Source organism: Paraburkholderia sp. GAS334 (assembly GCF_050436625.1).
GTDB lineage: Bacteria > Pseudomonadota > Gammaproteobacteria > Burkholderiales > Burkholderiaceae > Paraburkholderia.
Genome location: NZ_JBNDMO010000001.1, coordinates 705,641 through 719,150 on the forward strand (window position 1 = coordinate 705,641; position 13,510 = coordinate 719,150).

Annotated in this window: 12 protein-coding genes and 3 pseudogenes; 5 read left to right on the forward strand and 10 right to left on the reverse strand. The window is 62.1% G+C overall.

Features of this window, described 5'->3' with window-relative positions; genetic code table 11:
- Nucleotides 1-152: 152 nt before the first annotated feature.
- Both P3T21_RS03155 and P3T21_RS03160 read right to left on the reverse strand, forming a co-directional pair.
- Entirely contained in the window at nucleotides 153-1,052 is a 900-nt protein-coding gene (locus P3T21_RS03155) for a 2OG-Fe(II) oxygenase (protein WP_429254526.1), read from the reverse strand.
- A pseudogene (locus tag P3T21_RS03160) lies at nucleotides 1,038-1,136 on the reverse strand (IS6 family transposase); the annotation flags it as partial. The pseudogene P3T21_RS03160 and the gene P3T21_RS03155, both read right to left, overlap by 15 nt.
- A 9-nt stretch (nucleotides 1,137-1,145) precedes the next feature.
- Between P3T21_RS03160 and P3T21_RS03165 the strand changes: the two are divergent.
- Nucleotides 1,146-1,271: pseudogene (locus P3T21_RS03165) on the forward strand (universal stress protein); the annotation flags it as partial.
- Between the two features lie 157 nt (nucleotides 1,272-1,428).
- Here the strand turns inward: P3T21_RS03165 and P3T21_RS03170 are convergent.
- The 6 genes from P3T21_RS03170 to P3T21_RS03195 all read right to left on the reverse strand — a co-directional run bounded on the left by P3T21_RS03170 (nucleotide 1,429) and on the right by P3T21_RS03195 (nucleotide 9,396).
- On the reverse strand, nucleotides 1,429-2,139 hold the full coding sequence (locus P3T21_RS03170) for an ABC transporter ATP-binding protein (protein WP_429254453.1): 711 nt from the start codon (nucleotides 2,137-2,139) through the stop codon (nucleotides 1,429-1,431).
- Entirely contained in the window at nucleotides 2,136-2,885 is a 750-nt protein-coding gene (locus P3T21_RS03175; protein ID WP_429254454.1) for an ABC transporter ATP-binding protein, read from the reverse strand. The genes P3T21_RS03170 and P3T21_RS03175 overlap by 4 nt, the downstream gene beginning before the upstream one ends.
- Complete coding sequence (locus tag P3T21_RS03180) at nucleotides 2,882-3,841, reverse strand: branched-chain amino acid ABC transporter permease (RefSeq protein ID WP_429254455.1); 960 nt, start codon at nucleotides 3,839-3,841, stop codon at nucleotides 2,882-2,884. Before P3T21_RS03180 ends, P3T21_RS03175 begins: the two co-directional genes overlap by 4 nt.
- Entirely contained in the window at nucleotides 3,838-4,707 is an 870-nt protein-coding gene (locus P3T21_RS03185) for a branched-chain amino acid ABC transporter permease (protein WP_429254527.1), read from the reverse strand. Before P3T21_RS03185 ends, P3T21_RS03180 begins: the two co-directional genes overlap by 4 nt.
- Before the next feature lie 131 nt (nucleotides 4,708-4,838).
- Nucleotides 4,839-6,101: an ABC transporter substrate-binding protein gene (locus P3T21_RS03190; RefSeq protein WP_429254456.1), complete on the reverse strand. Its 1,263-nt coding sequence runs from the start codon at nucleotides 6,099-6,101 to the stop codon at nucleotides 4,839-4,841.
- Nucleotides 6,102-6,327: 226 nt separating this feature from the next.
- Nucleotides 6,328-9,396, reverse strand: a complete 3,069-nt coding sequence (locus P3T21_RS03195) for a transglycosylase domain-containing protein (RefSeq protein ID WP_429254457.1) — start codon at nucleotides 9,394-9,396, stop codon at nucleotides 6,328-6,330.
- Between the two features lie 391 nt (nucleotides 9,397-9,787).
- Here P3T21_RS03195 and P3T21_RS03200 point away from each other — a divergent pair, with 391 nt between their 5' ends.
- Entirely contained in the window at nucleotides 9,788-9,985 is a 198-nt protein-coding gene (locus tag P3T21_RS03200; RefSeq protein WP_429254458.1) for a type II toxin-antitoxin system VapB family antitoxin, read from the forward strand.
- The gene (locus P3T21_RS03205; RefSeq protein WP_429254459.1) at nucleotides 9,982-10,353 is read left to right on the forward strand and encodes a type II toxin-antitoxin system VapC family toxin; all 372 of its coding nucleotides are present in this window, start codon (nucleotides 9,982-9,984) and stop codon (nucleotides 10,351-10,353) included. Before P3T21_RS03200 ends, P3T21_RS03205 begins: the two co-directional genes overlap by 4 nt.
- Nucleotides 10,354-10,358: 5 nt before the next feature.
- On the opposite strand, the pseudogene P3T21_RS03210 reads toward P3T21_RS03205, so the two are convergent.
- A pseudogene (locus tag P3T21_RS03210) lies at nucleotides 10,359-10,472 on the reverse strand (MerR family DNA-binding transcriptional regulator); the annotation flags it as partial.
- A 73-nt stretch (nucleotides 10,473-10,545) separates the two neighbouring features.
- Between P3T21_RS03210 and P3T21_RS03215 the strand changes: the two are divergent.
- On the forward strand, nucleotides 10,546-11,427 hold the full coding sequence (locus tag P3T21_RS03215) for a class I SAM-dependent methyltransferase (RefSeq protein WP_429254460.1): 882 nt from the start codon (nucleotides 10,546-10,548) through the stop codon (nucleotides 11,425-11,427).
- A gap of 70 nt (nucleotides 11,428-11,497) precedes the next feature.
- On the opposite strand, the gene P3T21_RS03220 is transcribed toward P3T21_RS03215, so the two are convergent.
- Nucleotides 11,498-12,472, reverse strand: coding sequence for a zinc-binding dehydrogenase (locus P3T21_RS03220; protein WP_429254461.1), 975 nt, complete (start codon nucleotides 12,470-12,472; stop codon nucleotides 11,498-11,500).
- Nucleotides 12,473-12,564: 92 nt separating this feature from the next.
- Between P3T21_RS03220 and P3T21_RS03225 the strand changes: the two genes are divergently transcribed.
- Nucleotides 12,565-13,455, forward strand: coding sequence for a LysR family transcriptional regulator (locus P3T21_RS03225; RefSeq protein WP_429254462.1), 891 nt, complete (start codon nucleotides 12,565-12,567; stop codon nucleotides 13,453-13,455).
- Nucleotides 13,456-13,510 lie beyond the last annotated feature (55 nt).

Consider the following 13,510-nt stretch of genomic DNA (forward strand, 5'->3'; position numbering starts at 1 on the left):
TCTCCTGTCAACTCTCGGGTAAAACACGATATGCCGCCGTGGTTTGGCTGGGCGTTCGCATATCGGCTGCGATCAGCGATCGTGTAAAAGTAACGAATGTCTGGCGTTGCTAGCGGTTTGCAGTGAGCGCAGGCGTGAAAACGCCAGCGAGATCACGAGCGGCGTCTGAACCATCCCGTGAGCGATAAGCGGTCGCGCGTCGCGGGCAATACTTCGTGCAGCATGTCGGCGGATAGAAACACCACGAGCCGGCTGCCGACCGGCGAGATGTCCTGTGTGCTCAAGCCCTCTGGATGCAGTCGCAACGCGCCGCCGTGCTCAGGCAGCCAGTCCCTGTTCAGATAGACGATGACGGACACCGTGCGGCTATCGTCGTGGCGAAATCGATCGCGGTGTTGCCGGTACGAAGCGCCCGGCGCGTAGAACGCGAAGTGGCTTTCGTATTCATCGAGTCCCAGAAAAAGCCCGCGATTCAACGCGATACGCAGCGTTTCCACAATCGCGAGATACCGGTCGCAGGCTTCGGATTGGCCCGATTCCAGCCACTGAATCCGGTCGCCGCGCACATCCGGCTGGAGCGAACTCGCCGCGCCCTGGCTGACACGCGCCAATGTGAGCATCCCCGCCGCCGCAAGCGCCGCACATTCCAACGCCAGCGCGAGCGTCAAATCCGGTGGAAGAAAATTGTCCTGTTCGGACCAGCCATGGTCATGAACGGCATCCACGATACGTCGATGCCGTTCATCGCCGGACGCGTCAAAATGCGCCGGCGAGTGCGATCGGGTCACTGCTTGTTCCTTTGAACGAAGGTGCTGAGTGGAAATTCGAACGGTCGTCCGAGGCGGGGTATCGGCGAGGTGGGCTTTAAGGCAACGCTGAACAAGTACCTGATTTTCGCGGATGGCCACGTGACGACAAGGCTTCGCGGGGAGCGAAAAGGACTTGATCAGCGTTACTGCGGAAGATATTAACACCGGCTTCTGACGGTTCCTGTGACCGGCCCCCACGTCGTCGCTGCATGGAACGAACGAAATGGGATCAGCGGCAGACATATGGATGCCGCGAGAATTCTTCATCTGCCCCATGACGACCATACGCATGACTTCGATGCCGCCCGGCAGGATGTGGTCGCAGCGGATAGGCGGGTCACTACGTCCCACGGTCGAAGCGGCATGCGGGCGTTTTTGCCCGGCAGCGAGACCCAGAAGGTCCTGACGCACAGTCAGATCCCTGTCCTCGTCGTCCGGCAGTCGACGTTGGACAACCGGTAGTAGTCGGGCCAACAGCGGCCAGTCGATGCTATTGCACGGATCGTCGACAATCGGTACCAGGAGCGTGCGGATCCAGGGGGCAGTGTCCATTGCATCGCGGCGAGGAGCGGACTCTGCAGCGGTGCCGCCGAGAATGACAAGCCAGCTATGAGGGCATTCACTGCTCCGCGCTGGCACCGGTCAGGGCTCGAACCCGGCTTTCATCGGCGGCGAGCGCGCGCGCATCTCCCGAATAGACGATGCCGCCATCGTCCAGCACGTAAGCATCGTCTGCGATCTCGAGACTCATGCGTGCGTTCTGCTCTACCAGCAGTACCGAAATCCCCTCATCGCGCATCTGCGACACGACTCGAAACACCTCGCGAACGATCAGCGGGGCCAAGCCTTGCGATGGCTCATCGAGAATGAGCAGCCGGGGATTGAGCAGGAGTGCGCGGGCAATCGATAGCATCTCCTGCTCGCCGCCGGAGAGCAGGCGCCCGCGGCTGAACTTGCGCTCGGCCAGGCGTGGAAACAGCTCGTAGATCCGCGCGATCGTCCACGGTCCGCCGCGCTCCAGCGGGACCTTCAGATTTTCCTCAACACTGAGGTTGGCGAAGATTCTTCGCCCCTCGGGCACGTAACCGACGCCGCTCGCGGCGATCTGGAAGGTCGGCCAGTGGGTGCTATCCGCTCCGAAGATCGTCACGCGCCCTTGGCGCGCGGGCGTCAAACCCACGAGGGTACGCAAGGTCGTGGTCTTGCCGGCTCCATTGCGACCGAGCAATGCAGTGATCCGGCCCTCCGCAACCTCCAGACAAACGCCATGCAGGATATGGCTCTTGCCGTAGTAGGTATGCAGCCCTTCGGCGGTGAGTGCGGCGCTCATGCTGTGTTGCCCAGGTAGGCGGCCTGTACGGCCTCGTTGGACGCGATCTCCTCTGGCGAGCCTTCGGCGAGGAGGCTGCCCTGGTCGAGCACCGTGATTCGATCGGCCAGATGGAAGACCACGCGCATGTCATGCTCGATCAGCACGATGGTGAAATTGCCGTCGCTATGCAGGCGGCGCACCAGCTGCGTAATCTCGAGAGTCTCCTGATCGCCCATGCCAGCGGTGGGCTCGTCGAGCAGCAACAGGCGCGGCCGCAGCGCCAGCGCCATCGCGATCTCGGCAACCCGCTGGTCGCCGTGCGGCAGCTCTCCGACCAGCCGGTGCGATTTGTCGCCAAGACCCGTGAGCTCGAGCGTCTCCTCGACGTGACGACGAACTCGCGTCCGCTCGGTGCTGCTGATCCATGGGCGCAGGCGAAAACCCTCCGTTACCTCCGCACTGATGCGCACGTTCTCGAATACAGTCAGTTCGGGAAAAATCTCGGTGATCTGGAACGTGCGGGCGATGCCGGCCGCAACGCGCCGATATGCAGGAAGCGCCGTGATGTCGAGTCCATCGAACACGATCGCTCCCAGGCTCGGCGGGAAAAAGCCGCTGATGAGGTTGAAAAAGGTAGTCTTGCCGGCGCCGTTCGGCCCGATGACAGCGCGCAGCTCGCCCTTCTCGACGGTGAGCGATACGTCGCGCACCGCGGCCAGGCTGCCGAAGCGCTTGCTGACGCGCCTGACTTCGAGCACGCTCATGAGTCGCTCCTGCGCTGAATGAAGCCGAGCAGCCCGCGCGGGAAAAACAGCACGATCGCGACGAACAGCATGCCGACGAACGACATCCAATTGACCGTGATGCTCGAAAGATAATCCTGCAGCACGACGAATACCGCGGCGCCGAGCAGCGGCCCCCACAAGCTGCGCATGCCGCCCATGACCGCCATCATCACGAAATCGCCGGACTGGCTGTAGTGCAGCCCGCGCGGATCGGCAAAGTTGTTCAGGAGAGCGTAGAGTGCTCCGGCGAACCCCATGAAGAAGCAGGACAGCGTGAAGGCGATCCAGATATGCCGATCGACGGGAATGCCGAGAAAGCGCGCACGCCGCTCATTTTCGCGGATCGCAATCATGGTGCGCCCGAACGGGGAGCGCAGGATGAAACCCATCACGCCGATCGCCAGCGCAAGGCAAAACAGCACGAAGTAGTAAAACGCGTTGGCGTTCGACAGGATGTCGATCCGGGCGACGCCGAGATCGAGCGGCTGACGCGAAAAGCCGCGCAACCCGTCGTCGCCGCCGGTGACGGAGCTCCATTGGAAGGCGATGTAGTAGAAGACCTGCCCGAAGGCGATGGTGACCATCGCGAAGTAGACACCGCGTCGCCGTGCAATGAGCGCGCCCAGCAGTGTGCCGGCAATGCCGCCGAGCAGCGTGCCGCACAGCAGCGCGAGCGATGTGCTCGGCGCGAGAAACTTTAGTGCGAGGCCGGCGCCATAGGCGCCGAGCCCGAAATACGCCGCGTGTCCGAAGGACAGCACGCCGGTGAAGCCGAGCAGGAAGTTCACCGACATGGCTGCCAATCCGAGCACGAGCACACGCGTGCCGAGCGCGGTATAGCCGCCGAGCAGCGGCATCCAGTAGGGCGCTAGCAAGAGCGCTGCCCAGAGTGATGCGATGACGAGCAGCCGGGGAGGATGGAGGTATTCGCTCATGTCATCATGCCTTCTTCGCCGAGGAGGCCGCGCGGTCGGATCAGCAGGACTACGGCCATCAGCACGTACATGATGGCCTCGCTCGCCGCGGGGAGGAACACCGCGGTGATGCCCGAGGCGACGCCGATCAGCAAGCCGCCGAGCAGCGTGCCGGTGAGGCTGCCAACCCCGCCGACAATGATGGCGATGAAGCTCGGCATCAGGAGGCCTGTTCCCATCGTCGGCTCCAGCCCGAGCTGGCCCGCGGCGAGCACGCCGCTCAGACCGGCGAGAAAGATGCCGACGGCGAAATTGAGCGCGCGCAGCCTGCCCACATTGATGCCGAGCGCCGCGACGGTCTCGAGGTCAAGCGTGCCGGCCCGGATGCGTATGCCAAGCCGGCTGTAGCGCAACAGCATGAAGAGCAGTGCAACCGCGATGGTCACGGTGCAAACCATGAACAGGCGGTAGCCGGTGATGAAGAAGAACTCGTTGCTCAAGGGCCGAGCCAGCGCGGGCGGAACGGTCACGGGCTTGCCCTGCGCACCCCAGATGAAGCGGGTACCGTCCTCGATCATGAAGGCGAGGCCGAACGTCAGCAGCAGGCTGTAGAGCGGATCGCGCCCATAGACTCGCCGGATGAGCACCCGCTCAACGGCGAGACCGATGACGGCCGTGCATACCGGCGCGATCAGTAACGCACCCCAGAACCCGACATACGGCGTGATCGTATAGGCAATGTAGCCGCCGATCACGAGAAAGCCGCCATGGGCGAAGTTGATCACGTTGCTCAAGTTGAGAATGAGCGACAGGCCAAGCGCCATCAGCACGTAAAACGCCCCGATGATCAGCCCGTTGGTGACGTTGAAAAGGAGTAGTTGAGTCATCGGCCGCTCATGTCCTGACGCAACCCGTGCACGAGCCGCGTCGGGCAGCCTGGGCCGCTGTGTTGTCACGCACGCGTGTCAGGGTCATGGGAATGGCTTCCGGCACGACCGCGCGGACATCGTCTTCGGGATCAGGCCGGCCACTGCAGCTTGCAGCCGGTCGCAGCCTCGGGCGGCGCAGTCTTGTCACCGGCGACCACGCGCTCGACACGGAACAGATCCTCCGGGTCGCCCGCTGGCTGAGACAGCGCTTCGCCGACGAACGACGAGGTCATCAACTGGTGGTCTCCCTTGCGGTAGTAGCACTTGTTGGGCTGCAGCTTGACGTCGTCCGCGAGTTCGAACCCGCCGAGCGCCTCGGCGAGCTTTTTTGCATCGAGGCTCTTTTCCTTGTTGGCGATCGCGGCGAGCGTATGAACCGACGTGTAGCCGAACCAGTGGCGTGCAGTGGGGACTTTGCCGCCATTCATCTTGCGGATGTCGGCGACGAACTTCTCGACGCCCGGGACACCCGGCTGCTTCCAGTACCACTCGAACATCCAGATGCCGACCCGCGCCTCCGGCGGCATCGCCTCGAGCGATTCGAGCTCCTGCTGAAGCCCGGCAACGTGGATCTGCTTTCCGATGCCGAACTGCGCGATCTGCTTCAGGCAGTTGACCATGTCGGAACCTTGCGGCAGCACCAGCAGAACATCGGGGTTGGCGGCGCGCGCCTTGATCAGGTAGGCCGAGAAATCGGTCGTGCCGAGCGGCGTGAGCTCGTTGCCGGTCATCGTGCCGCCGAGCTTTTCCAGATCCGCCAGCGCGGCCTTCTGCAACGTATGGCCGAAGGCGTAGTCCGGCGTAATGAAATGCCACTTCTTGCCGTACCTGGTGAAGAGGAGGTCGGCGACCGCGTTGGCCTCCATGCTGGTCGTATTGCAGACGCGAAAGACGTTCCATTTGCAATCGCTGCCGGTGATCGTGTCGGTGTGGCCGCCCGAGACGATGTGCAACACCTTCTTCTCGTTGCTGACCTGGGCGATTGCCTGAGCGATGCCGGAATTCACGTCCCCGATAAGAAACGTGACCTGATCACGATCGATCAGCTTGCGCGCCTTCTGCACGCCGGTGCCGACGTCGTTCGCCGAGTCTTCTACGAGCAGCTCGATGGGGCGCCCGAGAATGCCGCCGTTGGCATTGACCTGTTGCACGGCGAGCCTGGCGCCCGTCACTTCATTCTGTGCAACTGCAGCATAAACGCCGGTCAACGGATCGACCATGCCGATGCGCAGCGGTGTCTCGCCACGTGCCTTGATGATGAAGGGCGAGGCGAGCTGCAACGCTGCAGCAGCCGCGGCTCCCTTGAGCAGCGTGCGACGACGAACGGTGCGGATATGACCCGGAGCTTTCATAGGGGTTCTCCCTAAATTTATTCACGTCGAACCGGTCAAACGCCTGAATCCTGGACCGAAGCGCGAGCATCCTCGGTCAGCACAATCTTGATCTTGTTAGATGGGATCCACAAGTCCTCGTTATGCCGCCGGCAGGCTAACGGAGATCAGCTTTCGCGAGATGCCGACGACGGGTCGGAGTCGACACGACGTATCCGGCCGCCGGTGCAGGTGGCGAGCTGTAGGTCTATCCTCCGCTCCCCGTCGAAGTTGGCATCGCTGAATTCTTGCCGTCCTCGAGCAACGGCTGCAGCGCCGGTGCAAGCGACTTCAGCAACTGCACCGACAACGCACTCGTAAAAGCGTAGTGCGCTGCATACGGCTCATGCACATAGGCGGTAAGTGTGCCGAAGAAGCGATCGCCGATCACGAAGACGAAAGTCGCTGTCCGGTTGACCTTGCGCGACTCGATCAGACGTGCGCCGCGGGCGAACACATTGAAGCGCTGGTCGCCCGTTCCCGTCTTTCCATACACGCCGAGCGTCTGTCCGTCGGGGAATGTCATGCCGGTCGCAAGGCGTCTCGCCGTGCCGCCGAGTACCACGTCGCGCAACAAGCCGTGCACCACATCGACGATCTCCGGCGACAACGCCGTGCGCGGCGTCGTCGCTGCCCGCCTGAAACGCGTCTCATAGGGCGTGTCCTTCGCGAACTCGAGTTCGGCAAACGTCTGCGTCGGCAGCATCTTGCCGCCATTCGCAATCGTGCCGACGAGCTGTGCGAGCGCGAAAGGCCGGTCGCCCGACGCACCGATCGCCGCTGCGTACGACGGCGTGAGCGTCGCAAACGGATAGCCCAGCGCGCGCCACGACTTGCCGATCTCGGCGAAGGCCTGCAATTCGACCATGCGTTTGATGCGCCGATCCTGCGTCCCGTGGTAGCGCGTCTTGAAGAGCCACGAATACGCAGTGAAACGCACTGCGCGGCTCGCCTCCTGCAACTGGCTCTCAGTCGCGACCGGATGATCCCGCAGATAATTGACTGTCCACAGTTCGAGCGGATGGACGCTCGCGATATAGCCGCGATCGTTCAAACTGAATTTCTCGATGCCATACTTCGTGGAGAGCTTTGCGAGATCGTCGGACGACAGCGTAGCCGCGGGCGTACGCTTCAGCGCGGCGCGCATCCGCGCGTCGAACCACGCTTGCGGCTCATCAGGCGCAACACTGCGCAATACGGTCGCGACCTTGGGCGGCGACTTGCGCACGTCATGCAGCAGGATGGCGAGCGCTTCATCGGCTGTCTTGCCCTGATACTTCGTGTAGAAACGATGCATATACACGCGGCTTTCCTGATCAGCAAAACGCGTGAGATAAGCATGGCGTGTGGCCGGATCGTCGAGCCATTGCGACGACGGCCCCGCGGTCTGGACCATCTCGTAGTGCACAATGTCGCGCATCAGCCGCACGAAGACCAGATTCACCGAATGCTGGAACGCGCGGTGCACGGTGAGGATGCGGCCGTTGTCGCTCGCTTCGAAGTTATTGAACGTCTGTGCGCCGCCGCCCGTGTAGAAGGTCTCGCCGGGACTCGCCGAATACTTGCGCTCGACTGCTGCATCGAGCATCGCGCTCAGCGAGCGGTCCGATGTGTGCGACAGGTAATCGAGCGCCCAGCGCGTCAACATATCCTGCTTGTCGGGTTTCGCATCGTGTAGTTGCGCCACGCTCATCGACGCATAACGCGCATGCAGCGCGGAGACGATCTGCAGGTACGTGATCAGCGTGCGCAACTTGGCGGTCGATCCGAGGTTCAGGCGCGCGCCCTGGTTGATGTCGAACGGCTGGTTCACGCTATCGGTCTGGACCCGCACGAGGTTCGCCCCGTCGCGACGCTCGAACAGCGTAAAGCTGTAGGCGATCTTCGATGGATCGTCCTGGGTGCGCAGCATCTCGAAGCCGTACAGGCCGGCCGCCCGTGCGCCCTCGCGTGTGTCGGCGCTCGCGAGCCTTTCGCTGACCGCTTGCTGGACCCTGTTGTCGAGTGTGGCGGTTGCAGTCAGATCGAGCCGGTCGAGGTCGTAGAAGCTCGAGACGCCGAGCGTGGCGAGCAGATGGGCGCGCAGCCCGGTGACGGCCTTGCGCGTCACGAACGACACCGGGGGGCGAACCGCGGGCGCGCGATTCAGTTCGAGCGGCACCGCCAGCGCGGCGTCGCGTAACGACATCGAAATGATTCCGTTGGCCGCCAGGAGGCGCAAATAGCTGTCGGTCAGGTGGTCGAGTTCCATGTTCCCGGAACGCAGGAAACGCGACGGCGCGCGCTGCGCGATCATCAGTGACAACGCTTGCTTGAACGCGAGCGCCTGCGTGTCGAGCGATTCGGCGGAAGCCGGCTCTTTCAGGATGCGGTTGACCTCGTCAAAGTCGCGTCCGTACCATTCCGCCAGACCATCGCCGATGCCGCTGATTTCGCCGACGCCGGGTTTCGCGGCGAGCGGCACCGAGTTGAGGTAACGCACGACGATCTGCCGACGCGCGGTCAGTGTCTGCGGTCCGTCGAGATAGGCGCGCACGGACGCCGAGGCGATTTGCCGCAGCTTCTCCAGCGGCGTCGCGGTGCGGCCACCCGGCGAGTGGCGGAATTTCTCGATCTGCGTGGCGAGCGTGCTGCCGCCCGGCGTCGGCTGATGCCTGTCGATCGCTCGCAAACCCTGATCGAACAGCGCACGGCTGAATCGGCCCCAGTCGATCGCCGGATTGCGGTTCGGCTGGTCCGGGTCGAGCAGGTAGCGGTCTTCGATGAAGAGCAGCGTGTCGACGACGAGTGGCGGAATCGCGTCGAAGCTGCCGTAGACCCGATCCGGATACCGCGCGCTGAAAAGCAGGGTGCCGCTCGCATCGTAAAGCAGCAGGCCGCCCTGATCCTTTTCGTCGTACGGCAGGAACAGGCCGTCGTCTGCCAGCGACACCATCCTGGCGGAATCGCGCGCCTGAGCGGTGACGGCAAAACCGCGCGCAGTCAGGCGTTGTTCAAAGGTCGGCAGCGAGGCATAGCCGAGGCGCACGTCGTACGGGCCGCTCGCAGGAAACCGGATACTGTTGCTCGCGCCATCGGCGACCGTAAAGGCGATATCGCGCCCCAGTCCGGTCAGATAGCGCGCCTGCAGCCGGGAGGTGTTGATTTCAATTTGAGCAAGGCGCCCCGCGGTCGCGAGCGCAAGCAGAAAGGAGGCCACGCTCAGCCATTTGAGCCATTGCCCGACCGACGCCCTGCCGATCGCGTGGAGGGGGGATCGAATCAGCGGCCGATTCATGGCGGCGTCTCCTTGACAGCTGCCAAACCGCAAAAAATGCACCTGGTAATAGTCTAACGCGGCGCAACGGGACAGCACCGTCCGGGCTTACCCGGCGTTGTCGATCGTGGCCGCCCTGACTGGCGGATTGCGCTCGCCATATACGTGGTCCAGGCGACGAAGAATGAAGACAGGTCGACCGGCATATTCGTTTGCCGCTTGCGAGTTCAAGCGTGCAGGGCATCGGTCACTGATCGGCCAAAACCGGCCTTTCGTCTCTGGGACCCAGATCGTCGGCAATCGTCCACTCCCGACATGTCAGTCAGTAGCTTCTGGATGCGTTGGCAAAATGATGCACGATAAAGCTCATCAAACGATGCTATTATAGGTGCTCCAACTTGTGGGGCTGTCCATGCGTACTACCATCGCTCTCGATGACGAATTGATCGCCAAGGCTCAAGCCTATACGGGTCTGGAGGAAAAATCGGCGCTTGTGCGTGAAGCGCTCAAAGCCCTGATCCAACGTGAGGCCGCGAGGCGGCTCGCGAACCTTGGCGGTAGTCAACCCGGTATAAAAGGGGTGCCGCGTCGCCGGCAGGACATCGAATGATTCTGGTCGATACGTCAGTCTGGATCGACCACCTTGACGTTTCCGATCCCGTGCTGGTCAGTCTGCTTGCCGGGGAGCGTGTCCTGGCGCATTCATTTGTGATTGAAGAGATATCGCTGGGTAGTCTGCGCAACCGTGACGTTGTGCTCGGTGCCTTGCTCGATCTGCCACGCGCGTCAATTGCAACGCCGGAAGAGACGTTTTATCTGATCGAACGAGAAAGGTTATTCAATCGTGGAATCGGATATGTCGATACATCGCTGTTGGCATCTGCACGTCTGCATCCCGGCGTCACCATCTGGACTCGCGACAAGCGATTGAAAAAAGTTGCCGACGAACTCAACCTGGGCGCGATGCTCGGGCACTAACCGAAGCGCAACCCTCGGCGGCCCCTTGAGGTAATCAGCCCCTTTTCCTCGTAGAACCGCAGCGTTGATGCGGGAACGCCGGATCGATGCACCACCTCGCCAATATCTAGCTTGATCATCGCTTGACCTGAAGTCGACTTGAACTTGCATAGTTTAGCTTCCGCTCCCCGGAGCAAGCCAAGGACAACGATCATGGATCTCACACACCAGACCGAAAACGCTCAGACGGCACTTTGGAACGGCAGCGCCGGGCGCGCATGGGTAGCCGCGCAGGAGGTACTCGACCAGATGTTTAAGCCCTTCGAGGATCTGCTCGTCGACATGATGGGCGCCGGAGCCGGGCTCAGGGTGCTCGACGTCGGCTGTGGCACGGGCAGCACGACGCTGGCCGCAGCGCGGTGGCTTGGCGCGAAGGGCCATTGCATGGGAGTCGACGTTTCGGCGCCGATGATCGCTGTCGCCCAAGGGCGTGCCGAACGGGAGAACTCGACGGCAAGCTTCACCTGTGCCGACGCTCAGACCCATGCCTTTGAGCCGGCGAGCTTCGACAGGATCATGTCGCGCTTTGGCGTCATGTTCTTCGATGACCCGGTGTTGGCCTTTGCGAACCTGCGGCGCGCTGCAAGGGACGGAGCCGAATTGCGCTGCATCGCCTGGCGCAGTGCCGTGGACAATCCGTTCATGACAACCGCCGAGCGTGCCGCCGCGCCTCTGTTGCCGAACCTGCCCGCCCGCCGGCCCGACGCGCCGGGGCAATTCTCCTTTGCAGACCAGCATCGGGTTTCGTCTATCCTGGAAGAGAGCGGCTGGGCGGAGATCGACATCCGGCCGATCGATATAGACTGCACCTTGCCCGAGAAGGAGTTGGTCGGTTACTTCAGCCGGCTCGGCCCTGTCGGTATGATCCTTCAAGAGACGGACGAGCGGACGCGCACGCAGGTCATTGAATCTGTTCGCACTGCTTTTGATCCCTATGTACACGGAACCGAAGTTCGCTACACCGCTGCCTGCTGGATGGTCAGCGCGCGAGCGCTGTCTACGTCAGCCCCGCAGAAGGAGGTCGTCAATGTCTGAGCAGTGGACTATCCAATGAGCGCTCTTCGATAGGGGCGGGCGCGACGACGGCGGCGGAGGTCCAGTCAACCTAAATGAGCACGACAAACTTCCCTGGGGCTTCATTACGCTCCATCAACTCATGAGCAATCGGTACCTCGGCAAGACAGAATACGCTTGCGGGTCGACCTCGATAGCAACCGCTTGCGGCCCGGTCTACGATTTTCTGCATTGGCACGTCCGATAGTGGAAATTGCGGAGTCCCAAACATGAAGCTACCGAAAAAACTTAGCTGAACGCCGCTTGACATCTGGGCGAGCGGATCGAACTCAGCTAGTGGCGTGAGCCCCCCCAGAAATCCGGCCAGGCACACGCGGCCGCCACGACGTGTGGCGCGCATCGAGTCGAGAACGGTACTGTTTCCGATGAGGTCAAGCACCACGTCGACCTTGCCGCCGGGCCATCCGCGCGCTGCACTTAACTCACCTGAACCCATCACCACATGTGTGGCTCCCTGCGCGCGGAGCATGTTTTCGCGATCGGGTCGACGCGTGGTTGCAATGACCTCCGCGCCGAGTTGGGAGCCGATATCGATCGCCGCCAGCCCGAGGCTCGAAGTACCTCCGCGCACGACGAGCCGCTGCCCCGCCGTGACTTCCAGGTTCCTGTGAAGACACGTCCACGCAACCGCGTAAGCTTCCGGCAGGGCGGCGAGTTCCGTCCAGTCGAGGGTGGTTTCAAGGGCGAGGACATTGGTGGCGGGTACGACGACATATTCTGCGTAGCTGCCGTCGATCGTTCGCCCCATACCGCCCATCAGCGCGACGACCATCCGTCCCTCGGGCAGCATCCCGGTTGCATCCACCACGACAGACCCAACACATTCGATGCCGCTCACTTCCGCCACCTCTCCCCATAACCCTCGCCGCATGTAGAGCTCGGCGCGGTTCAGACCAAACGCCCGGACACGAATCAGGACACAGCCGGGTTTCACGACGGGGAGCGGCCTCTCGACGATGTGAAGCACCTCGGGACCACCGAACTTGTCTCTCACGATTGCCTTCATGTCGATCTCCTCAGTTTGAGACTGAATGGTAGGATCGACATTCGTCGAAGAAAATTACTATCTTTCGACAAAGACTGAATGGTATCCCTACAATGAACGAGCCCACACTTTTACAGTTGCAGTGCTTTGACGCACTGGTTGCCGAAGGCAGCTTCGCCGCGGCCGCCGCGCGGTTAAACCGAACGCATCCAACGGTCCATGCTGCGGTGAGGGCGCTTGAAGCTCAAGTGGGAATGATCCTGCTGGACCGGGCCGGCTACCGTGTCACGCTTACTGCGGAAGGTACGGCGTATCACGAGCGGGTGGCGCAGTTTCTTCGTCAATACGCCAATCTCCGGCGCGAAGCGGCGCAGCTCGCTGCTGGACAGGAGGCTGAGTTACGCGTCGTCGTAGGTGATCTGTGTCCATTGCCCGAGACGCTCGGCACGCTCAAACGGTTTTTCGAGGCTAGTAGCGGCACGCGTCTTACGCTTTTGTTCGAGGCGATTAGCGGGCCTTGGGAACGGTTGCAGAACGGTGAGTGCGATCTGATCTTCCATCACCTCGACAAACCCTCGCCGACGATCGAGTCGGTTGAACTCTTCGAGGTTCAACTGGTGCCGGTCGCCGCACCACGGTTTCTCAAGCAATTGCCTGTCGAATCGCTGGTGCCTGCAGACTTGAGGCCCTATGTTCAGTGCATCATCCGCGACACAAGCAAGCACTCCTCTGACGCTAATTACTATCTGATCGAGGGCGCGCCAACCTGCACCGTGCCTGACCAGTTGATGAAGCGCGAGTTGATCGTGCAGGGACTCGCGTGGGGGCACATGCCTTATCACCTTGTTGCTCGCGACCTCGAGGAAAACCGACTGGTGTCACTCGAGGGGCGGCACCTGGAAGGAGCGACGCTCAAGCACTACGCCGCGCGACGTAGAGATGCCGCGCACGGTCCCGTCGCGCAGCGTCTTTGGACTGAGTTGCTAGAGCGGGGCACAAGTTGAACGCGTGGTCGCTATCGGGTTGCGACAACCCGGACTATCGGCCGCTCAAGGTTAC

Excerpts from the sequence above, each read along its gene's own strand:
- P3T21_RS03155 (WP_429254526.1), bottom strand. The coding sequence starts at position 1,052 with ATGTCTGCCGCTGATCCCATTTCGTTCGTTCCATGCAGCGACGACGTG.
- P3T21_RS03170 (WP_429254453.1), bottom strand. The coding sequence starts at position 2,139 with ATGAGCGCCGCACTCACCGCCGAAGGGCTGCATACCTACTACGGCAAG.
- P3T21_RS03175 (WP_429254454.1), bottom strand. The coding sequence starts at position 2,885 with ATGAGCGTGCTCGAAGTCAGGCGCGTCAGCAAGCGCTTCGGCAGCCTG.
- P3T21_RS03180 (WP_429254455.1), bottom strand. The coding sequence starts at position 3,841 with ATGAGCGAATACCTCCATCCTCCCCGGCTGCTCGTCATCGCATCACTC.
- P3T21_RS03185 (WP_429254527.1), bottom strand. The coding sequence starts at position 4,707 with ATGACTCAACTACTCCTTTTCAACGTCACCAACGGGCTGATCATCGGG.
- P3T21_RS03190 (WP_429254456.1), bottom strand. The coding sequence starts at position 6,101 with ATGAAAGCTCCGGGTCATATCCGCACCGTTCGTCGTCGCACGCTGCTC.
- P3T21_RS03195 (WP_429254457.1), bottom strand. The coding sequence starts at position 9,396 with ATGAATCGGCCGCTGATTCGATCCCCCCTCCACGCGATCGGCAGGGCG.
- P3T21_RS03200 (WP_429254458.1), top strand. The coding sequence starts at position 9,788 with ATGCGTACTACCATCGCTCTCGATGACGAATTGATCGCCAAGGCTCAA.
- P3T21_RS03205 (WP_429254459.1), top strand. The coding sequence starts at position 9,982 with ATGATTCTGGTCGATACGTCAGTCTGGATCGACCACCTTGACGTTTCC.
- P3T21_RS03215 (WP_429254460.1), top strand. The coding sequence starts at position 10,546 with ATGGATCTCACACACCAGACCGAAAACGCTCAGACGGCACTTTGGAAC.
- P3T21_RS03220 (WP_429254461.1), bottom strand. The coding sequence starts at position 12,472 with ATGAAGGCAATCGTGAGAGACAAGTTCGGTGGTCCCGAGGTGCTTCAC.
- P3T21_RS03225 (WP_429254462.1), top strand. The coding sequence starts at position 12,565 with ATGAACGAGCCCACACTTTTACAGTTGCAGTGCTTTGACGCACTGGTT.